This is a genomic window from Bradyrhizobium sp. PSBB068 (assembly GCA_016839165.1).
Taxonomy (GTDB): Bacteria; Pseudomonadota; Alphaproteobacteria; order Rhizobiales; family Xanthobacteraceae; genus Bradyrhizobium.
Window position 1 is genome coordinate 91,169 of the sequence record CP069300.1, and the last position, 20,912, is coordinate 112,080.

The following is a 20,912-nucleotide window of genomic DNA, read 5'->3' on the forward strand; positions in this document are numbered from 1 at the left end:
GTTCGCACTAGGGCATGCACAGATCTCTGAGGGACCATCCAGCGGCTGCGGCGTGGAAGTATTGCAGGCCGTGTTTCATAGTGATGGGGCCCGGCGGTTTGGACGATGGATAGCCGTCCCAGCCGCCGAGCCGGCCGATAATCCAGGCGGCCCAAGCGAGGCTGTCAGGCGGGTGCGGGTTTCTCAGCCGCTTGCTTTGGGCTTCGAGGTTGCGATTGAGGGCGGCAAGTGTAGCGACTTCCCCAGCATTGAAGGCAATTCGGACAGACTGGTTGTCGCGACCATCGCGCGCCTGCACAAGCTGAAGGGAGATGACTGCCGCCTTGGCCGCGATCGCGACCAGCTTGAGAAGCCGCTCGGCGGTCCCGATCTGACTGTCTTCGAGCTTGAGGCCTTGTGTCTTCAAGATGCGGAAGAACTGCTCGATCAGCCACCGCCGCTTGTACCATTCGATAATGCGCCAGGCCTCTTCTGCATTCGTCACCGGATGCGTGGTGAGCAGCCGCCAGTGCAGCGGCTCGATCCCGGCCTGCGGCTCGATCTCGCGCACATCGACCAGGATCAAGGGTAGGCTTTTCGGCAGATGGCGCAGGAACTTGGTTTGCGGTCGGGCCAGTTCGACGGCGCCGAAGCGCAGATCGAGAAGCGCAGCCCGCTCAGGCCGTTGTGCTCGCGCAGGCAATACGATGGTCCGTTGTTCGATGCTGGTCATGGCCTCGCTGGCCGCATACAGGCCACAGCCATCCGCCAGCTTGCGATCATGCATGCTCCGGGCAATGACGTGGAACTGGTGTTCTGCGGCGCAGGCGTAGAGCGCGAAGATGTCGCTCTCGCGGTCGCCCAGCATGGTCACCATCGCAGCCTTCGCCAACAGCGGCTTGGCTGCCAGAGCGGTCGCGATCCAGCGTTGCGATTCTTTGTCCTTCAGATCGCGATTGTCGTGCGAGACGGTGCGGCGGCCCTGGCGGGTCCAGATCTCGCCGTGCAACAGGCCAAGGCAGCAGCCGCTTTCCGCGTCTGCGGCCAGCATCGGGTGCAGCAACACCCCGCGGGTGTTGCCATGACCGATCTCGCCCAAGCCACGCCGGTTTTGTGCCTTGGTGGCAAAATTGATCTCGCTGGTATCCTGGATCGCCAGCACATGGCGGCCTTCGGCCGCCATTACCGTACCATCGCTCCAGCTTTCGATTATCCGCGTCGTCGTCACCTTGGCATTGCCGAGAAAGCGGTTGAAGCGCACCTCCCGGGCACGCATGCCTCCTGCCAGCCGTCGCAGGCAGACATCCTTGCCCGCGACCATGCATTCGACGAGCGCCGCCCCCCTTTATCGAGGCGGAGATCCCCGAACCGACCTAATGACCAGTCAATTTGCGCCAGCATGTCGACACCTCCGCCAAAGCCGAAGTGCCGCAATATGAATCACACGAAATACCGATTCGGGAATCCCCACCCAACTAGATGTGTGCATGCCCTAGTGCGTTCGCAGGGACGACAGTGAGTTTGTGGCACGGGCGCAGGCCTGTCATGCACAGCGCCAGTTGACCGCATCAGTGCGGCCCGGCACGCTGCGCGCGTACTCCCGCCCGGCGCACCCCTTATCCCGCATGTTCACGCTCTCCTCGCTCTGGATTCCCTTCACGATCGTCGCTGCGTTCGGGCAGGTGGCGCGCAATGCGATGCAGCGGCAGCTGACCGGGCCGCTCGGGACCTGGGGCGCGACCAATATCCGCTTCCTGTTCGGCCTGCCGTTCTCGGTGGTGTTCTTTGTGCTCGCGATCCTCGTGACCGGCGACCCCGTGCCGTGGCCGCTGGCGTCGTTCTGGCCGTGGCTGTTGTCCGGCGCGCTCAGCCAGATCGTCGGCACCGGCTTCATGCTGCTGGCGATGAACGACCGTTCCTTCGTGGTGACGACCGCCTACATGAAGACCGAGGCGATCCAGACCGCGATCTTCGGCTTCGTCTTCCTCGGCGACCATCTGACGTCGGCCAAGGTGATCGCGATCGTGATCGCAACCGTCGGCGTCGTCGTCACCGCGCTGAGGCCCGGCGGGCAAAAGAGCTTTGCCGATCTGCGCCCGACAGTGCTCGGCCTCGGCGCGGCTGCGGTGTTCGCGATCTCGGCGGTGAGCTTCCGCGGCGCGATCATCGCGGTGCCCGGCGTCTCGTTTGTCACGGCGGCCTCCTACACGCTGATGTGGAGCCTGTTCGTCCAGACCCTGATCCTGTCGGTCTATCTCTTGCTGCGCGCGCCCGATGTGCTGCGGAAGATCCTCGGCCTGTGGCGGCCCTCGCTATTCGCGGGCTTCATGGGTGCGTTCTCGTCGCAGTTCTGGTTCCTGGCGTTCGCACTCACCGCCGCCGCCAATGTGCGCACGCTGGCGCTGATCGAGGTGCTGTTCGCGCAGGGCGTAGCCTATTTCTCGCTCAAGCAGCCGTTCTCGCTGCGCGAGGTGTTCGGCATCGTCCTGATCGTGATCGGCGTCGCGCTCTTGATCGCCGCGTAGATCAGCCTTTAACAGCGATCAGCACCGCGCCGGCCGAGATCAGCGCGATCCCGATCCAGCCATAGGGCGAGGGGCGTTCGCCGAGGAACGCGGCGCCGAACAGCGCCACCAGCACCACGCTGAGCTTATCGATCGGCGCGACCAGTGTGGCCGGCCCAAGTTTGAGCGCGCGGAAATAGCAGATCCACGACGCGCCGGTGCCGAGCCCGGACAGCAGCAGGAACAGCCAGCTTTTGGTCGAGATCGGTCCGGCCTGGGTGAACTGCCCGGTCGCAAACAGGATCGCCGACAGCGTGATCAGGACGACCACGGTGCGGATCAGGGTCGCGAGATCGGAGTTGATGCCCTCGACGCCGACCTTGGCGAAGATCGCGGTCAAGGCCGCGAACACGGCGGACAGAAACGCCCAGACCTGCCAGGAAGAAAATGTCTCGGGGGTCATGTCACTCTCTTCCGTCGTTCCGGGGCGCGCCCCTTTGCGCGGGCCCGGAATCCATTCCAACGCCGGACTTGTGGCCCGATGGATTCCGGGTTCTCGCTTCGCGCGCCCCGGAATCACGGAAGGGCGTCAATTCCGGTCTTCCGGCAGCGTCGGCAGCGGCGAGACCTCGACGCCTTCGTCGATCAGCGCGCGCGCTTCCTCGGGCGAGGCCTCGCCGTAGATCGGCCGGTGCTCGATATCGCCGTAATGCATCTTGCGGGCTTCGTTGGGGAAGCGGTCGCCGACATTGTCGGCATTCTTCACGATGTGGTCGCGCAGTTCCTTCAGCTTGCTGCGCAGCTCGCGCTCCTGCGCCATCATCAGCGACGTCGATTCAGTGGCGGTCGCTTCGACAGGCGAGGCCGGCGCAGGCTGGGCCGGTTCGCGGCCTTTCTTGCTGACGATTTGCGGCGCCATGATCGCACGCTCGATCTCGGCCGAGCCGCAGGACGGACAATTGATCAGGTGACGCCGCTCCTGCGATTCATAGGCCGAGGAGCTCTGGAACCAGCTCTCGAACTGATGGCCGCGCGCGCAGCGCAGCGTGTAGCGGATCATGCCGAACCCCGGACGAGGTGCAGATGCTCCGGGCCGGCCTTGGGGTCGGCGATGCCGAAACGCCTGCCGTGCTGCAACGAGGGAATGGTCTTGCGCGCGGTCTCGACCTTGGCGGGATCGATCTCGGCGAGGAACACGCCTGGCTCGACGCCGCCCTCGGCGAGGATCTCGCCCCAGGGGTCGATGATCAGCGAATGCCCGAAGGTCTCGCGCTTGTTCTCATGCAGGCCGGCTTGCGCCGCGGCGAACACGAAGCAGCCGGTCTCGATGGCGCGGGCGCGCAGCAGCGTGTGCCAATGCGCTTCGCCGGTCTTGCGGGTGAAGGCGGAGGGGACGGTGAGGAAGGAGGCCCCGGCCTCGGCCAGCGCGCGATAGAGCGCCGGGAAGCGCACGTCGTAGCAGATCGTCAATCCGATCCGGCCCCAGGGCAGGTCGGAGATCACGGCGGTCTCGCCGGGCTGGTAATTGGCCGATTCGCGGTAGCTCTCGCCGCCCGGCAGATCGATGTCGAACATGTGGATCTTGTCGTAGCTCGCGAGCACATTGCCCTCGGGCCCGATCAGGAACGAGCGGTTGACCGCCTTTTCCGGCGAGTAGCGCAGCGCCAGCGAGCCGATATGCAGATGGATCTTCAGCTCCGCGGCGAGCGCGCGGTATGCCTGCAGCGACTTGTCGTCCTCTTCGCTGGCCAAATGCTCGAACAGCGCCGCGCGGTTCAGCTGCATCATGTTGCTGACCTCGGGGGTCAGCACGTATTTGGCGCCCTGCGCCGCCGCCTCGCGGATCAGCCGCGTGCCCTGCTCGAGGCTCGGCTCGGGCAGCAATCCGGTGCGCATCTGCACCATCGCGGCGGTGAATTTGTTGTCCGTGACCATCAGTCGCCGCCTCCGTTGCTGAGCAGGCCGTCGAGCTTGCCCTCGCGGTCGAGCGCGTAGAGCTCATCGCAGCCGCCGACATGGGTCTGGCCGATGAAGATCTGCGGGAAGGTCGCCCCGCTGCCGGCGCGATCGTACATCTCGTCGCGGTAGGCCGGGTTGCTCGCGACGCTGAGTTCGGTGAACGCGGCGTTCTTGCGCGTCAAAAGCGATTTGGCCGCGGTGCAATAACCGCAGCCCGGGCGGGTGTAGATTTCAATGGCAGCGGTCATGGTGTGCTCGGTTGAACCTGAATGACAGATTATATGGGAGCACGGTGGGTATCGACAACCCGGGCGAACACCAGCACGTCGACTTGCGCGGCCTTGGCCCGCAGCAGCGCCCGTGCGCAGGCATCCACTGTCGCACCCGAGGTCAGGACGTCGTCGACCAGGACCACGCGGCGGCCCTGGATGTCAGCCTTGCGTTCATCGGCGACCCCGAATGCGCCCTGCACATTGCTGGCGCGGTCCTTGCGCGACAGCCCGATCTGCTGCTCGGTGGCGCGGGTGCGTCGCAACGCCTCGGAGACCATTTTCACGCCGCTGTGGCGCGCGATCACCTTGGCGAGCGCGCCGGACTGGTTGTAGCGCCGGCTCCAGCCCCGCCGCCAGTGCAGCGGAACCGGAACCAGCATGTCGGCCTCGGAGAGCAATTCCTTCCCCGCCCGGGCCATCCAGCGACCCATTGTGGGCGCCAGATCGGTGCGATCCTGATATTTCAATGCATGGACCAGCGTACGCGCAACATCGTCATAGCGCACCGCGGCGCGGGCCCTGCTGTAGGCCGGCGGATGGGCGATCGCCTCCATCGAGAGCAATTCGGGACCTGGATCGTAGACAAAGGGAATGCCGAGCCGCGGGCAGAACGGCGGCGCGATGAACGACAATTTGGCCCAGCACGCCGCACAGACCCCTTCGCCATGGACCGGCTCGCGGCAGGACACGCACAGCGTCGGCAGCGCGATGTCGAGCGCCAGCCGCGCAGTCCGCAACCAAGCGCCGCCGACCGCGCCGAGCGCGCGCTGGACCTGACCGGTAATGGAGCGTGTCGGTGATGCCTCGGCGTCCATGGCAGGCGAGGCTAGCGTTTGCGCAACGCGGGCTCAAGGCGCATTGCCTGCGACGGCGGTCCGGCGTAACCAGCCGGCATGGCACCGAACCCGGCCACCGCTCCCAACCTGTTCGATCGCGCATTGCTCGCCGCGCGGCTGTCGCGCGCCCGGCGCGCGGGGGCGGCGACGTTCCTGCTCGAGCGTGTCACCGCAGACATGGCGGACCGTTTGCAGGCGGTATCGCGCAGCTTTTCGGCGGCGGCCGATCTCTGGACGCCGGGTGACGGGCTCGGGGACGCCCTGCGCGGGCGTGTCGGATCGGTCGATCCGATCGGCTTCAGCGAGGCGGAAGCGCTCGGTCTGCCGCCGGAGTCGCTCGATCTCATGGTCTCCGCGCTGGCCTTCCAGTTCGTCAACGATCTGCCCGGCGTGCTCGCGCAGATCCGCCGCGCGCTGAAGCCGGACGGGCTCTTGCTCGCTGCGATGCTCGGCGGCGATACGCTGACCGAACTCAGGCAAAGCTTCGCCGCGGCGGAGGCGGAGTGCGAGGGCGGCGTGTCGCCGCGCGTCGCGCCGTTCGCCGATTTGCGCGACATCGGGGCGTTGTTGCAGCGCGCTGGCTTCGCGCTGCCGGTCACCGATGTCGACCGCGTCGTGGTGCGCTATGCCAGCGCGTTCGCGCTGATGGCCGATCTCAGGCGCATGGGCGCGACCAATGTGCTGCACGAGCGCCGCCACGCCCCGACCCGCCGCGCCACCATGCTGCGCATGGCGCAGATCTACGGCGAGCGCTTCGCCGATCCCGACGGCCGCATCCGCGCCACCTTCGACATCGTCTGGCTGTCCGGCTGGGCGCCGCATGACAGCCAGCCGAAGCCGCTGAAGCCGGGCTCGGCGAAGGCGAGCCTGGAGGCGGCGGTGAAGGGTGTGAAGCGTTGAGCCGTTAGGGGCGCACGCTGCTCAGGCTCCCTCTCCCCTTGCGGGAGAGGGTTGGGGAGAGGGGTAGCCCCGAGCGAGATATTCGTGTGATCATCGCTTTCGCAATTCTGCGCGCGTGTTCAAGATCATGCGGAGAGAGCGCGCCGTGTGGCACCCCTCTCCCCAGCCCTCCCCCGCAAGTGGGGAGGGAGCCTGTCCACAGTGCGTCCCTTACCGTCAGGTCCCTTTATCAGCGCGAGCAAGGGGGCGAGGGACGTCTCCACGATTTCGGAATAATGGAATTATGCGGGTGAGTTGCCCGACGTGTCAAGTCGCCTGGTCGAGCGCCGGCTACCGCCGGCTGCCTTTGCATGGGGTTGTTTTTGATGTTTTTGGCAACGCACCTCCCCGGAGCGGCAGAGGAGGTCACAGCAGCAAATCCATCAGGTGCGGCAGCAGCGGGATGTCGGCGGGCGGCATCGGGTAGTCGCGCAGCTTGCCCGCGCGGACCCAGGCGAGGTTCTGGCCCTCGCGCGCCACCGCCATGCCCTCCCAGCGGCGGCAGATGTAGAGCGGCATCAGCAAATGGAAGGTCTCGTAGGCGTGGCTGGCGAAGGTCAGCGGCGCGAGGCACGGCTCGCTCACCGTGATGCCGATCTCCTCGTGCAGCTCGCGGATCAGGGTCTGTTCCGGCCGCTCGCCCGGTTCGATCTTGCCGCCGGGGAATTCCCACAGGCCCGCCAGCGCCTTGCCTGCGGGGCGCTGCGCCAGCAGCACGCGTTTGTCGGCGTCGACCAGCGCGCAGGCGACGACGAGGGTCAGCTTGATGTCAGCCATAAAGCGGGAATTTCCTTCTGATCTGCAAGCTTTCATTAACCAGCAATGCGCCCCTCGGCCAAACGATTTGTGCCCGCACGCTCTTTCTGCGTCCGCGATAAGCCGCTCTTAATTCGTCGCCGGCAGGGTGGAGCCGTTTATCTACCCATCATTTCTTGTGCCGATATAACCCATGAGCACCTTGATCCGGACCCTCAGCCGTTTCCGCCGCGATCGCTCCGGCAACATTGCGATGATCTTCGGCCTCGCTCTGCTGCCGCTGATGATCGCCGTCGGATGCGCGGTCGACTATTCGCGCGCCAACCAGATCCGCAGCAAGCTGATATCCGCCGCCGACGCGGCGAGCGTCGGGTCGGTCGCCAGGGGATCGCCCGGCTTCATCGCGGCCGGCGCCATGACCTCGGACGGCGAGATCACGGCGGGCGAAGCCGATGCGAGGAAGATCTTCAACGGCAACGTCTTCAACCAGAACGGCTTTACGCTGACGAGCGTGACGCCGACCATGACCAAGAGCGGCGGCACCATCACCTCGACGGTCAAGTTCACGGCCGATGTCCCGACCATGTTCCTCGGCGTCATCGGGCAGGGCAAGGTGTCCGTGTCGGGTACCTCGACCTCGACCGCGACCATGCCGCTCTATATCGATTTCTATCTCCTGCTCGACAACTCGCCGTCGATGGGGGTTGCGGCGACGCCGACCGATGTCACCAAGATGGTCAACAACACCCCGGACCAGTGCGCCTTCGCCTGCCACGACTACAACGATCCCAACAACTACTACAATCTCGCCAAGACGCTCGGCGTCACGACGCGAATCGACGTGCTGCGCAGCGCGACCCAGCAGTTGATGGACACGGCGGCGAATACCGCGACCTATTCCAGCCAGTACCGGATGGCGATCTACGATTTCGGCGCCTCTTCGCAGACGATCGGCCTGCGCCCGCTGTTCTCGCTGTCGGCCAGCCTGTCGAGCGCCAAGACCGCGGCCGGCAACATCGATCTGATGGGCGTCTACGGCAACAACGACGCCTACACCGCCGACAAGGACACCCAGTTCACCACGGTGTTTCCGGCCATCAGCAACGCGATCAGCGCGCCGGGCCCCGGCACCTCGGCGGCGCCGCTGAAGTATCTGTTCTTCGTGTCCGATGGCGTGGCTGACGAGCCCAATTCAAGCTGCCTGAAGCCGATCACCGGCAGCAACCGCTGCCAGTCGCCGATCAACCCGGCGCTCTGCACGGCAATCAAGAACCGCGGCATCAAGATCGCGGTGCTCTACACCACCTATCTGCAGCTGCCGACCAACAATTGGTACATGAGCTGGATCGATCCGTTCAACAAGGGCCCGTTCGGTCCGTCGCCGAACAGCGAGATCGCGCAGAACATGCAGGCCTGCGCGTCGCCGGGCTTCTACTTCGAGGTCAGCCCGACCCAGGGCATCGCGGACGCGATGAACGCGCTGTTCAAGAAGGCGGTCGCCAACGCGCGGATCAGCAGCTAAAGCATGATCCGGAAAAGTGCGAAGCGGTTTTCCGAAAAGATCATGCTCAAACAAAGAGCTAAAGCGCGATGACGATTCAACCAAATATCATCGCGCTTTAGGTCAGCGACTCACCACCCTATCCCCGTCACCCTGAGGAGCCGCGCTTTCGCGCGGCGTCTCGAAGGATCGGCGGTCCGGTTCTCTCCAGTCGGCGCCATCGGGGCCGTGCATCCTTCGAGACGCGCGGAGCCTGTCATCGGGCCGCGCTTCGCGCGGACCCGTTGGCGCTCCTCAGGATGACGGAATCGAGAGCCTCGTTCGTCGCAACGACGAAAGCCCTACGACCGGTAGTCGCCGTTGATCGTGACGTATTCCTTGGTGAGGTCGCAGGTCAGCACGCGGTCTTTCGCCTTGCCGAGGCCGAGCGCGACCTTGATCTGGACCTTCGGCGCCTTCATCGCCTCCGAGACCTCTTTCTCATTGTAGGACGGATCGCGCGCGCCGCTCTTGGCGACGCGGATGCCGTTGAAGGAGATCGAGAGCTTGTCGCGGTTGGCGGGTTCGCCGGCCTTGCCGACCGCCATCACCACGCGGCCCCAATTGGCGTCCTCGCCGGCGATCGCGGTCTTCACCAGCGGCGAATTGGCGATCGACATCGCGATTCTGCGCGCCGACGGTTTTGTCGTCGCGCCCTCGACCACGACCTCGACCAGCTTGCGCGCGCCTTCGCCGTCGCGCGCCACCTGCTCGGAGAGGTCGGCGAGGATCTGCTGGAACGCCTTGGTGAAGGCCTTCAGGCGCGGGTCGCTGGCGCGCGAGATCTTCGGCGCGCCATGGGCCGCCGCGGCGCCGGTCGCGAACGCCAGCAGCGTGTCCGAGGTCGAGGTGTCGCCGTCGATGGTCAGCGCATTGAAGGTGTCCTCGACGCCGGCCTTGAGCAGCGCTTGCAGCACACCGGCCGACAGCGGCGCGTCGGTGAAGATGAAGGACAGCATGGTCGCCATGTCGGGCATGATCATGCCGGCGCCCTTGGCCATGCCGTTGATCGTCACCTTGGCCTTGCCGAGCTTCACGGTCGCGGTGGCGACCTTCGGGAAGGTGTCGGTGGTCATGATCGCACGGGCGGCGTCCATCCAGCGATCCGGGGTTGCGGTCTCCGCGAGCTGCGCCAGCACGCCATCGAACTTGGTAGCGTCGAGCGGCTCGCCGATCACGCCGGTGGAAGCCAGGAACACCTCCGAGGTCGAGCAGCCGACCGCTTTCCCGGCGATCTGCGCGGTCAGCGCAGTGGAGGCCTTGCCGGTCTTGCCGGTGAAGGCGTTGGCATTGCCGGAATTGACCACCAGCGCGCGCGCGGCTCCGCCCTTCAGCTTGGCGCGGCACCATTCGACCGGCGCCGACGGGCATTTCGACTTGGTGAACACACCGGCCACCGTGGTGCCCTTGTCCAGCAGCGCGAGCAGCACGTCGGTGCGCCCCTTGTAACGGATGCCGGCGGCGGCGGTAGCAAGCCGCACACCCGCGATCACGGGCATCTCGGGAACGTCAGGCGGGGCGAGGGGGGAGACGGCGGTGGACATCGGCAGGCTTCCGGCTACGGGGAGGGAAGCGCTGCATAACATCTCGCCGGCCGAAGCGGGAGAGGGCTGACGCGCTGTCATCAATCGTTCAAGAAACGACAATCCGTAGCCCGGATTGCGCTGCGCTTCATCCGTGCTGCAAAGCCTCCCCAAAACGCAGATGGCCGGGGACATGCCCGGCCATCGCAACTTCGATCAGTTCAGCGTCGCGGCGCTTACTTCTTCGCAGGCGCCATCTTGTTGTCGGCGGGCTTCGGCGCGTCCTTGGCGGCATCGGCCGGTGCGGCCGGGTCCTTGGCGGCGTCGGCCGGCTTGTCCATGCGCTCGACCTTGGCGGCCTCGCGCAGCTTGGCGACGTAGTCGGCCTGGGCCTTGCGGGTCACATAGGTCTCGATCTGGGCCTTCACCTGCTCGAAGTCGGGCGCCTTGCGGTTGCGCTTTTCCTCGACCTTGATGATGTGCCAGCCGAACTGCGACTTGACCGGATCGGAGATCTTGCCCGGCTCGAGCGCGAAGGCGACCGCGGAGAATTCCGGCACCATCTGTTCCTTGGTGAAGAAGCCGAGGTCGCCGCCGTCGGAGGCGCCGGGATCCTTGGACTTCTTCTTGGCGAGCTCGGCGAAGTCAGCCCCCTTGTCGAGCTCGGCCTTGATCGCCTTGGCCTCATCCTCGGTCTCGACCAGGATGTGGCGCGCGCGCACCTCCTGCTCGCCGGTGATCTGCTTGGAGGCCTCGTCATAGACCTTCTTCATGGCATCGTCGGTGGTCGCGGCCTTGCCCTCGCTGGCAAGCAGGCTGTCCATCAACAGGCGGTTGCGGGTGAAGGCGAGCCGCTTCTTGAAATCGTCGTTGTTCTCGATCTTCTTGTCCTCGGCGGCCTTGGAGACGATCTTCATGTCGATCAGGAAGGACAGCACGTTGTCCTTGCGGGTCGAGGGGTCCATCTGCTGCAGGCTCGGGCCGAGTTCCTCCTCGGCGAGCGCCACGTCGCTGGCGTGGATCTCGGAACCGTTGACCTTCGCCAGCACCGGGTCCGATTCCGCGGCGCGGACCGGCAGGCCGGCAGCCAGCACTGCGACAAGACAGCCCGTGGCGGCCAGGGCGGCGAGGCCGAGGCGCAGGCCGGTTTTGATTTCCGGAGGCGAGGTGGTCATGCAAAATCCTTGATCTAAAGGGGGAAGCTCGAGCGGGGCGGACACTCGCCCAATCGTGTTACATTGGCAACGCGAAAGTCTTGTCAAAATGATGAATTCCTTGACATCTTGGCGACGTTGACAACCCCCCGACCGGGCCATATCTCTGGCCGACCGCGTCAGCGGTGAGAGCGCTTATTTTGCTGCGTTTTTCGCCGTTGAACCCAGGATGGCCCGTTTCCCACTCAATTGGCGGAGGAGCCCCGGGTCGGGGCTCGAGTTGCAGCGCGTCACGGTGAGTTGATAGGCGATCTGGCGGACCATCTCAGGCTGTATTCCAAGACTTAAGCTTCAAGACTGAACCAAGACCGAACTCGAGACCGAAGAACAGGAATTTCGCATGATCGGCGCGCTCGCCCGCAAGTTTTTCGGCTCCGCCAACGACCGCCGGGTCAAGGGGTATCAGTCCCGCGTCAACGCCATCAACGCGCTGGAGCCCGACCTCGTCAAACTGACGGACGACGAGCTCAAGGCCCGCACTGCCGAATTCAAGCAGCAGCTAGCCCAAGGCAAGACCCTGGACGACATCCTGGTCCCGGCCTTCGCCACGGTGCGCGAGGCGGCCAAGCGGACGCTCGGCCAGCGCCATTTCGACGTCCAGCTGATCGGCGGCATGGTGCTGCACGAGGGCGACATCGCCGAGATGAAGACCGGTGAAGGCAAGACGCTGGTCGCGACCCTTGCGGTCTACCTCAACGCGCTCGCCGGCAAGGGCGTCCATGTCGTCACCGTCAACGACTACCTCGCCCGCCGCGACTCCGGCTGGATGGGCCAGATCTACGCTTTCCTGGGGCTGACCACCGGCGTGATCGTGCACGGCCTCGACGATGCCGAGCGCAAGGCGGCCTATGCCTGCGACATCACCTACGGCACCAACAACGAATACGGCTTCGACTATCTGCGCGACAACATGAAGTACCGCCTGGAGGACATGGTCCAGCGCGAGCATTTCTACGCGATCGTCGACGAAGTGGACTCGATCCTGATCGACGAGGCGCGCACGCCGCTGATCATCTCCGGCCCGCTCGACGACCGTTCGGATTTCTACAACACCATCGACACCTTCATGCCGAAGCTCGTCAAGAAGGACGACTACGAGGTCGACGAGAAGCAGCGCACGGTGACGCTGACCGAAGGCGGCATGGAGAAGCTCGAGAACCTGCTGCGCGACGCCGGCCAGCTCAAGGGCGATTCGCTGTACGACGTCGAGAACGTCTCGGTCGTGCATCACGTCAACCAGGCGCTGCGCGCGCACACGCTGTTCACCCGCGACAAGGACTACATCGTCCGCGACGACGAGGTCGTCATCATCGACGAGTTCACCGGCCGCATGATGCAGGGTCGCCGCTATTCGGAAGGCCTGCACCAGGCGCTGGAAGCCAAGGAGCACGTCACGGTCCAGCCCGAGAACCAGACGCTGGCCTCGATCACCTTCCAGAACTATTTCCGGATGTATGCCAAGCTGTCCGGCATGACCGGCACGGCGCTGACCGAAGCCGACGAACTGTTCGACATCTACAAGCTCGAGGTCGTGGAGATCCCGACCAATTTGCCGGTGGCGCGTCTCGACGAGGACGACGAGGTCTATCGCACGCAGAACGAGAAGTACGGTGCGATCCTTGCCGAGATCGAGCGGGCCAACAAGCGGTTGCAGCCGGTACTGGTCGGCACGGCGTCGATCGAGAAGTCGGAAGTGCTGGCCGAGTACCTCAAGAAGCACGGCTACAAGCAGATCGACTTCACCTCCGAATCCGGCATGGAGAAGCTCTACGCCGCGGCCCGCGCCGGCAAGCCGGCAAAGCTGTTCGCGGTGCTGAACGCGCGCTTCCACGAGCAGGAAGCCTATATCGTCGCCGAAGCCGGCGTGCCGGGCGCGATCACGATCGCGACCAACATGGCCGGCCGCGGCACCGACATCAAGCTCGGCGGCTCGCTCGAGATGCGGATCCAGCAGGAGACCGCAGGCATCACCGACGAGGCCGAGAAGGCCAAGAAGATCGAGCAGATCAAGGCCGACATCGAGCGCTTCCGCGAGATCGTGCTGAAGGCGGAAGAGGATTTCGAGGTCGAGCCCGCCAAGGGCAACAAGCCCGCCAAGACCGTGAAGAAGCCGGGCGGCCTCTACATCATCGGCTCCGAGCGGCACGAATCCCGCCGCATCGACAACCAGCTGCGCGGCCGCTCCGGCCGTCAGGGCGATCCCGGCCGCTCGAAATTCTTCCTGTCGCTGGAAGACGACCTGATGCGCATCTTCGGCTCCGACCGGCTCGACAGCATGCTGCAGCGGCTCGGCCTGCAGGAAGGCGAGGCCATCATCCATCCCTGGATCAACAAGGCGCTCGAAAAGGCCCAGCAGAAGGTCGAGGCGCGCAACTTCGACATCCGCAAGAACCTGCTCAAGTTCGACAACGTCCAGAACGACCAGCGCAAGGTGATCTTCGACCAGCGCGTCGACCTGATGAAGGACGACAGCGTCGTCGAGACCGTGACCGACATGCGCCATGCCTTCGTCGAGGACGTGGTCGCCAAGCACATCCCCGAACATGCCTATGCCGAGCAGTGGGACACTGCGGGCCTCAAGGAAGAGCTGAAGCGCGTGCTCGATGTTGACCTGCCGGTCGACGAATGGGCCAAGGAAGAGGGCATCGCCGACGAGGAGCTGCTCAACCGCATCGAGAACCATGTCGACGAGCGGATGGCGGCCAAGGTCGCGCAATGGGGCCCCGACGTGATGCGCTACGTCGAGAAGACCATCCTGCTGCAGACGCTCGACCATCTCTGGCGCGAGCATTTGATCATGCTCGACCATCTGCGCCAGGTGATCGGCCTGCGCGGCTATGGCCAGCGCGATCCGTTGCAGGAGTACAAGACCGAAGCCTTCAATCTCTTCCAGGAGATGAGCGCGCATCTGCGCGAGGCGGTCACCGCGCAATTGATGCGGGTCGAGATCGTGCCGCCGGACGAGCCGCCGCAGCCGCTGCCGATGATGGAAGCCCACAAGCTCGATCCCAACACCGGTGAGGACGAGTTCGCCCGCGCCAGCCTCAGCGAAGCCACCTACGCCCAGGCCTCGCTGGCGCCGGCCATGTCCGCCGCCGAGCGCAATCCGAATGACCCGGCAAGCTGGGGCAAGGTCGGCCGCAACGAGGATTGCCCCTGCGGTTCGGGCAAGAAGTACAAGCACTGCCACGGGCGGTACGCTTAGCCAATGATTTCAAGTAGTTAGGCGTCTCGACTGTTCAAAACTCGGTCGTTTTTGTCTAACTCTCGAAAGCATTTCAATCCTGGTGGTGCTTGCTGAACTTCAGGGACACCACGAATGGACGGCGCTCGCTATCTTGAAGATGGCAAGCTCACGATTTTTCGCCGAGCCGGCACCTACTACGCCCGCCTGCGACTTTCGCCGGGGAAATATGTAACTCGGTCTTTGAAGACGACAGTTGAGGAGACTGCCGTTCAAACAGGCCGTCGGCTGCTGTTCCAAATGGAACACCGAGCCGAGCAGGGCTTGCCGCCAAAATCCAAATTATTCTCGACTGTCATCGACGAGTACATCCGCTTCCGTGAGCGGGATCATGCGCACGGCAAGACCTCAACGGGGATGCTGAGGCAGATCAGAAGAGTTTCGAAGTTCTGGCGTGAGTACGCTGGGCAGCTCGCCGTCGAGGACATCAACGACAAGGTGATGCGGGAGTTCGTTCCCTGGCGCCGTGACTACTACGCCTCGTTCGACAAGCTGCCGAAGAACGCCAAGCGGTATCCCACGGATAAGACGCTTCAGTGGGACATGATGCTCGGGAAGGCCATCGTTAGGTGGGCCGCTGAGCAGGGCTGGCGAGGCAACAAACCGCCAATCACTATTTCCTTCACGCCGAAAAGGAAACGTGTGCGTCCTGCGTTTGAGCGCTGGGAATACTGCAAGCTTTGGCGCACCTTATGTAAGCGCATCAAAACGGCAAGAGATGTTCGCACCCGCAAAAGCAGGGAGCTGTTGCGCAGTTATGTTCTTGTCTTGGCCAACTCAGGCATTCGCACCGGCGAAGCAAACAATCTGAATGTCCGTGACGTTCACCCGTTTACAGATGAAAAAGGTCGCAAAAATTTCCGCTTGGTAGTGCGAGGAAAAACTGGTGAGCGGGACGCCATCTTGAGATCGGTCGCAGCCAAACGATTGGACAAATACTTGACAAAGCGTCGGAAGGAAGATCCCGACGACTTGCTGTTCGTCATGCCAGACGGATCGAAGATTATCACGCTCATCGATCAGCTGAATGCAGCTTTGCGAGGTGCCGGGGTCGAGCGGAGTAGCTTCAACGAAAAGTATACTGTCTACAGCCTCCGACATTTCTATGCAGTCAATACGCTCCGCAATGGAGTGGGCGTTTTCGAAGTCGCCCGCAACATGGGTACATCAGTGCAGATGATACAAGAGTACTACGGAAGGCAGGCTACGCCTGCTGTGTTTGCTACGAGACTCGGCGACTAGCCCACGAATTTCCTGGTCCCTGAACTGGCTCTGCGGGCAAAAGCTTGTGCGCCTTGGGACCTCGGGCTTTGCCAGGCAACACGACTCGCTTACGTTGAAAGGACCGGATTCCCAACTGGAGATTCGCAAGTGTGGTTACAAACTGCCTGTGATGCTCTGCTGTCAGGGCATGTCCTTCAGCTTCGATACGACGGTTACAATCGAGACGTTGAAGTCCATGCCGTCGGAATTACTAAGGAGGACCACGCTGTTATGCGTGTTTGGCAGGTTGCCGGAGGCAGCGTCAGTAATGAACCTGTGGGTTGGAAGCTATTGCGATTGGACGAAGCAACTGGCGCTTTCGTTACTAGCCAAAAATCACTGGCACCCCGCCATGGCTACAAACGGGGAGATAAGACCATGATCACCATCAAATGTCAGCTCTAGCACGCCTCAGTCGCTTGGTCCGATTGAACGAGAAAGCGACGAGAATCTAGGAAGCCTGCGATGCCTAAGAAACTAATCCCTATGGCTATTGCGTACGATTTCGACGGGACCCTTGCGCAAGGCAACGTGCAAGAAAATACCTTTATTCCCGCTATCGGAATGACAAAAGCCAAGTTCTGGTCTCGCAACAAGGAGAGAGCAGAGAAACACGAGGCAGACGAAATTCTCTCTTATATGACGTTTATGTTGGAGCGAGCAAAAGCAGCCGGAGTGCCGGTGCGTCGCAGAGACATTGCCCAGCATGGCAAGACGGTCAAATTGTTTCCCGGCGTCGAAAAGTGGTTTGCTCGGATCAACGCTCATGCTGGTCGACACAATGTGAAACTGGAGCACTTCATCATCTCGTCCGGCATCAAGGAGATGATAAGGGCGAGCAAGATCGGTCGCCAGTTTCGCAAGATCTTCGCCTCTTCGTTTGCTTATGACGAAAATGGCGTCGCTAGCTGGCCCGCATTGGCGATCAACTACACCACTAAGACGCAATACTTGTTTCGGATTAATAAAGGGGCGCTTACTGTCAGCGATCACAAAAAGATCAACGAATACGTCGATCCTGACCAGCGACCGATTCCCTTCAGCAACATTGTGTTTATCGGTGATGGCGATACCGACATTCCTTGCATGCGCCTGGTCCGTGAGCAGGGCGGCCACTCAATTGCTGTCTACCGACCGAACACGTCCAGCAAGAAGGCGCAGAAACTGATCACGGACAGACGGGCAGACTTCATTTCTCCGGCAGATTATTCTGACGGAAAATCGCTGGACCTCATCATGAAAACAATCATCGAAAAGATTGCTGCAAGCGATGCTGTGCGCCAGATGAAACGTAACAGTTAGCTAGACCAAGATTGGTCCATGCCAGCACTGGCGAATGTTGTGTCACGGGACAACAGCAATCGACAGGCACCAGCGAAACCGGCGTTGCTAAGGTGACAAGCCCAGGGATTGACTGCTTACTGAAGGAGATCAATTGAAGCTAGCGTTGATGACCGAGGCCAATACCCAGCTTCAGCGCCTTCTGACGTAATGAACCTTCGGTGCGTTTCATCTCTTTCGCAATTCTCTTGAGAGGTGTTCTCGCCCTCGAGTGTGCCTTCAGTGCTTTGATGTCATCTTTCGAATAGCGAACAGGAGTCCGCTTTTTTGCTTTTTTTGCCATTGAGGGCTCCTTGAATTGAGGGGCCTTCGTAACAGGACTTATCCCCCTGTCAACATTGAGGTGCAGAAGAAGGGCGCTCGGCTAAGATGGGCGGAAATTCGATGTTGAAGAGATCCCCGATTGTAACGCTCTGGTCATGCCCGATGGAGCGCAAATCATCACGCTCATCGATCAGCTGAATGCGGCGCTCCGAGACGCCGGGATCATCAGAAGCAGCTTCGGTGAAAAGTATGCCGTCTACTGCGTACGGCACTTCTGTGCGGTGAATGCGCTGCGAAATGGCGTCGGCGTGTTTGATGTCGCTCGCAACATGGATACATCTGTGCAGATGATCCAAGAGTATTACGGTAAGCAGGCCACACCAACCGTGTTTGCAACTAGACTAGGCGACTGAATTTACGAAACTAATTCGTAAAATGGTGGCTAGCTCATTCGGGCAATCCCGGACAACTATTTACAAAACGATACTTTGCGGTATTCTACCTAAGGGAGAGCAAGCTCAATGACTCGCCCAATTTCAGCTAAGCAATTTTAGGAGTCGAGAAAATGTCGAAACCAGAAGATGTTGCTAAAGCTCTCGAAGAACTCGAAAAGGCCGGTGCTAAGATTCATGAGGGGGACGCCAAGGGAAAAAAGGTCACCGCCTCTGTGATCGGAGACATTCGGAAAGGAGTGTCGCCGCAGTTTGACGCCTGGGTGAGCTGGACGAAAAGCTTCTAAAGAATGGCCCAACAGCAGATAATTTTCAAATTGGCAGAAAGGTGCAATATTAATTGCACCTACTGCTATTACTTCCACGGCGGCGAACGAGATTTTCTAAGTAAGCCCGCAAGAACAAAGGCAGATGTCGGAGATGCGCTGAGCGATTACCTCAAGCGTACTTTGGCCGCTGGAGAGATAGATAAAGCGCAAGTAATTTTCCACGGTGGAGAGCCGTTGCTTTACGGGAAGAGGCGGTTCGACGCTTTATGCAGCAAATTGCGATCTGACATCGATTCCCCATCCCTGGATTTATGCCTTCAAACAAACGCAACACTGATCGATAGCGAGTGGATTGGAATTTTTGAGCAACATGATGTGAAAGTTTGCACGTCCTTAGACGGTCCTCAATCTGTGCACGATTCATTTCGTGTTGATCATAGGGGACGAGGGACGTACCAGAACGTTCGGCGTGGAATTGATTTGTTGATCGAGGCTAAGAGAGCGGGCAGACTTTCAAGCGTGGCTTGCCTCAGCGTCATTCAGCCAAAATTCTCCGGGAGGGACGTTTTCATCCATCTAGTAAATGAAGTTGGGTTTGATCAACTCGACTTTTTATTCCCGGATGTCACGCATGACAATTTCACTGGGGATTCGAAGTCATATGGCCGCTTTTTGATTGAGGCGTTCGACGAGTGGTTCGCCCAGGACAATCCGGTCGTGAACATACGTGTGCTTCGCTCGACGATGTCGGTACTTCTGGGAGGCAAGTCGTACCTGGCTGGGTTTGGCTCGAGCCAGCCAGACGCCTTTACTGTTCGCTCGGATGGCGCTGTTGAGCTGGACGATTTCCTGAGAGTCTGTGGCCTAGACGTTGTGGATACGGGCCTTACTCTTAAAGACCTGCAGCGCACGGAACTGCGTTCGCTGATCTCAGCTCGAGCTCTCGACGCTCAATTTAGTAACCTACCATTGAAATGTGCTGACTGTGACGTGGCGGGCGCTTGCAAGGGAGGCCAAATCTCTCACCGCTTCAAAGCGGGAAATGGCTTCGAAGAACGATCGGTTTTCTGTGAGGGGCTGTATGATCTCTTTGTGCATGTTGCGAAAGCATTGGTCGAGGCAGGCGTAGCCAGTCAGTCTGTTGTTGGACTTTCTCGTCTAGAGATCGTCCAGTAGTCCGGCGGACGCTGATAAGCGAGCCAGACAACACGGCTATCCCGTGGAACATGAGGAATGCTGTTAGCGCCTCCTCCAGGAAGGTTAAATCAAGCCTAACGAGCTTTCCGGCTTGCCTTGTGTGTATTCAGAAATTCAGCCGGTTCAACCTCGAGCGTCGCAGCAAGCTTCTCGATAATCTTTAAGCTGGCGTAGAACACGCCCTTCTCAAGCTGGCTCAAATAACTCCGGCTAATACCCGCCTCATAGGCGAGGTCATCCTGCGAGAGGCCCTTCGCATTCCTTATGCGCCGTAGATTTGTGGCGAACACTTCCCGCAGGTCCATGCAGGGAAGCATCGAGTGTTGTTCAATATATCACACCTCGATATACTGAACAAAATGTGCTATGCCGCTCGTTGTTAGCTTCTTTTGTTGAGCGACGGGGGCAATTTGAAAATGCGCTACTTGCCGCTACTTTCGGTCTTAATGCTTGCGGGCTGCAATTCCGGAGATCTCACTTGCGACTCTCCGCAAGTCACTACGGTCGTGACCGATATTGCCATGAAGGGCAAAGGCAGCATGTACACCGCAGCGAGAACTGCGCTGCCGTCTGTGGTTGATCCATCTACGTGGTCAACGTTGGAGGCCGAAGCGAAGCAGATTAGCCGCAAGATCCAAGCAGCAAAAGTGCGGTGCGGCAACTCTAGTATGGTGTGCGAGGATATGAGCGTCACGCCCACGTTGGCTGCATTTCGTAATATCAACTATAATGGATCAAGGCCGATGACTGCGGCCGAAGTGGCGTATTACAGCTCCAACTTCCTGCCTTTGTTCGATCAATTGCGATCCCTTCAAGACAAGCGGAAGGCGATTCAGGAAGAGGCTCGGATCAAAGAAGAAACTCAATTAGCGGAGTTCGATAAATCAGTTCGGTATGAACTCGGCCTTATCCGACCGCAGCAGAAAAACGAGCAGACTGGTGCAATTGCGTGCGAAGGTCGACTGTCAATGCATGCTTCAACTGGGACTTGGTATCGTGAAGTGTTCTACACAGCCGAGCGAACGACGGATGGCAACGTCTTTGTTCGAGCGCAAAAGTCGGATTGACGAGACAGCATCCCCGTTGAGGTCTTGCCGTGCGCATGATCCCGCTCACGGAAGCGGATGTACTCGTCGATGACAGTCGAGAATAATTTGGATTTTGGCGGCAAGCCCTGCTCGGCTCGGTGTTCCATTTGGAACAGCAGCCGACGGCCTGTTTGAACGGCAGTCTCCTCAACTGTCGTCTTCAAAGACCGAGTTACATATTTCCCCGGCGAAAGTCGCAGGCGGGCGTAGTAGGTGCCGGCTCGGCGAAAAATCGTGAGCTTGCCATCTTCAAGATAGCGAGCGCCGTCCAT

At 61.2% G+C, this 20,912-nt stretch carries 21 protein-coding genes; 9 read left to right on the plus strand and 12 right to left on the minus strand.

From position 1 onward, the window contains the following. Positions 1-7: 7 nt before the first annotated feature. Positions 8-1,300: an IS4 family transposase gene (locus JQ507_00435; GenBank protein ID QRI70050.1), complete on the minus strand. Its 1,293-nt coding sequence runs from the start codon at positions 1,298-1,300 to the stop codon at positions 8-10. Between the two features lie 304 nt (positions 1,301-1,604). Between JQ507_00435 and JQ507_00440 the strand changes: the two genes are divergently transcribed. Further along, positions 1,605-2,504 carry a DMT family transporter gene (locus JQ507_00440; protein QRI70051.1) on the plus strand — a complete coding sequence of 300 codons (900 nt, stop codon included), beginning with the start codon at positions 1,605-1,607 and terminating at the stop codon, positions 2,502-2,504. Position 2,505: 1 nt separating this feature from the next. Here JQ507_00440 and JQ507_00445 read toward each other — a convergent pair whose 3' ends face one another. The 5 genes from JQ507_00445 to JQ507_00465 form a co-directional block, all read right to left on the minus strand. Further along, positions 2,506-2,946, minus strand: a complete 441-nt coding sequence (locus JQ507_00445; GenBank protein QRI70052.1) for an EamA family transporter — start codon at positions 2,944-2,946, stop codon at positions 2,506-2,508. Between the two features lie 126 nt (positions 2,947-3,072). Next, positions 3,073-3,543, minus strand: a complete 471-nt coding sequence (locus tag JQ507_00450; GenBank protein ID QRI70053.1) for a DUF1178 family protein — start codon at positions 3,541-3,543, stop codon at positions 3,073-3,075. Beyond that, positions 3,540-4,418, minus strand: a complete 879-nt coding sequence (locus JQ507_00455) for a carbon-nitrogen hydrolase family protein (protein ID QRI70054.1) — start codon at positions 4,416-4,418, stop codon at positions 3,540-3,542. Before JQ507_00455 ends, JQ507_00450 begins: the two co-directional genes overlap by 4 nt. Then, positions 4,418-4,690 carry a glutaredoxin 3 gene (grxC, locus tag JQ507_00460; protein ID QRI70055.1) on the minus strand — a complete coding sequence of 91 codons (273 nt, stop codon included), beginning with the start codon at positions 4,688-4,690 and terminating at the stop codon, positions 4,418-4,420. Before grxC ends, JQ507_00455 begins: the two co-directional genes overlap by 1 nt. 29 nt (positions 4,691-4,719) lie before the next feature. Beyond that, positions 4,720-5,529, minus strand: a complete 810-nt coding sequence (locus tag JQ507_00465; protein QRI70056.1) for a ComF family protein — start codon at positions 5,527-5,529, stop codon at positions 4,720-4,722. A 78-nt stretch (positions 5,530-5,607) separates the two neighbouring features. Between JQ507_00465 and JQ507_00470 the strand changes: the two genes are divergently transcribed. Further along, positions 5,608-6,450 (plus strand): methyltransferase domain-containing protein, encoded by an 843-nt coding sequence (locus JQ507_00470; protein QRI70057.1) that lies wholly within the window; start codon positions 5,608-5,610, stop codon positions 6,448-6,450. Positions 6,451-6,855: 405 nt separating this feature from the next. Here JQ507_00470 and JQ507_00475 read toward each other — a convergent pair whose 3' ends face one another. Further along, positions 6,856-7,266 carry a (deoxy)nucleoside triphosphate pyrophosphohydrolase gene (locus JQ507_00475; protein QRI70058.1) on the minus strand — a complete coding sequence of 137 codons (411 nt, stop codon included), beginning with the start codon at positions 7,264-7,266 and terminating at the stop codon, positions 6,856-6,858. A 172-nt stretch (positions 7,267-7,438) separates the two neighbouring features. Here JQ507_00475 and JQ507_00480 point away from each other — a divergent pair, with 172 nt between their 5' ends. Further along, a complete protein-coding gene (locus JQ507_00480; protein ID QRI70059.1) occupies positions 7,439-8,767 on the plus strand; it encodes a pilus assembly protein in 1,329 nt (442 codons plus the stop codon). Positions 8,768-9,087: 320 nt separating this feature from the next. Here JQ507_00480 and argJ read toward each other — a convergent pair whose 3' ends face one another. Together argJ and JQ507_00490 are read right to left on the minus strand one after the other, a co-directional pair. Continuing rightward, complete coding sequence (gene argJ / locus JQ507_00485; protein ID QRI70060.1) at positions 9,088-10,329, minus strand: bifunctional glutamate N-acetyltransferase/amino-acid acetyltransferase ArgJ; 1,242 nt, start codon at positions 10,327-10,329, stop codon at positions 9,088-9,090. Positions 10,330-10,544: 215 nt separating this feature from the next. Continuing rightward, a complete protein-coding gene (locus tag JQ507_00490) occupies positions 10,545-11,483 on the minus strand; it encodes a peptidylprolyl isomerase (GenBank protein QRI70061.1) in 939 nt (312 codons plus the stop codon). A gap of 379 nt (positions 11,484-11,862) precedes the next feature. On the opposite strand from JQ507_00490, the gene secA reads away from it, so the two are divergent. From secA to JQ507_00505, 3 genes are all read left to right on the plus strand, one after another. Further along, the gene (secA, locus tag JQ507_00495) at positions 11,863-14,727 is read left to right on the plus strand and encodes a preprotein translocase subunit SecA (GenBank protein QRI70062.1); all 2,865 of its coding nucleotides are present in this window, start codon (positions 11,863-11,865) and stop codon (positions 14,725-14,727) included. A gap of 114 nt (positions 14,728-14,841) precedes the next feature. Continuing rightward, positions 14,842-16,008: a site-specific integrase gene (locus JQ507_00500; protein ID QRI70063.1), complete on the plus strand. Its 1,167-nt coding sequence runs from the start codon at positions 14,842-14,844 to the stop codon at positions 16,006-16,008. A 486-nt stretch (positions 16,009-16,494) separates the two neighbouring features. Further along, positions 16,495-17,331, plus strand: a complete 837-nt coding sequence (locus tag JQ507_00505) for a haloacid dehalogenase-like hydrolase (protein QRI70064.1) — start codon at positions 16,495-16,497, stop codon at positions 17,329-17,331. Positions 17,332-17,470: 139 nt separating this feature from the next. Here JQ507_00505 and JQ507_00510 read toward each other — a convergent pair whose 3' ends face one another. Both JQ507_00510 and JQ507_00515 read right to left on the minus strand, forming a co-directional pair. Beyond that, on the minus strand, positions 17,471-17,653 hold the full coding sequence (locus tag JQ507_00510) for a hypothetical protein (protein ID QRI70065.1): 183 nt from the start codon (positions 17,651-17,653) through the stop codon (positions 17,471-17,473). Between the two features lie 49 nt (positions 17,654-17,702). After that, entirely contained in the window at positions 17,703-17,990 is a 288-nt protein-coding gene (locus JQ507_00515; GenBank protein ID QRI70066.1) for a hypothetical protein, read from the minus strand. Between the two features lie 209 nt (positions 17,991-18,199). Here JQ507_00515 and JQ507_00520 point away from each other — a divergent pair, with 209 nt between their 5' ends. Both JQ507_00520 and JQ507_00525 read left to right on the plus strand, forming a co-directional pair. Continuing rightward, positions 18,200-18,373, plus strand: coding sequence for a hypothetical protein (locus JQ507_00520; protein QRI70067.1), 174 nt, complete (start codon positions 18,200-18,202; stop codon positions 18,371-18,373). A gap of 3 nt (positions 18,374-18,376) precedes the next feature. After that, the gene (locus JQ507_00525) at positions 18,377-19,531 is read left to right on the plus strand and encodes a radical SAM protein (protein ID QRI70068.1); all 1,155 of its coding nucleotides are present in this window, start codon (positions 18,377-18,379) and stop codon (positions 19,529-19,531) included. Between the two features lie 95 nt (positions 19,532-19,626). Here the strand turns inward: JQ507_00525 and JQ507_00530 are convergent, their stop codons facing one another. Further along, on the minus strand, positions 19,627-19,857 hold the full coding sequence (locus tag JQ507_00530) for a helix-turn-helix transcriptional regulator (GenBank protein QRI70069.1): 231 nt from the start codon (positions 19,855-19,857) through the stop codon (positions 19,627-19,629). 201 nt (positions 19,858-20,058) lie between these two features. Between JQ507_00530 and JQ507_00535 the strand changes: the two genes are divergently transcribed. Next, positions 20,059-20,619 carry a hypothetical protein gene (locus JQ507_00535; protein ID QRI70070.1) on the plus strand — a complete coding sequence of 187 codons (561 nt, stop codon included), beginning with the start codon at positions 20,059-20,061 and terminating at the stop codon, positions 20,617-20,619. Positions 20,620-20,912 lie beyond the last annotated feature (293 nt).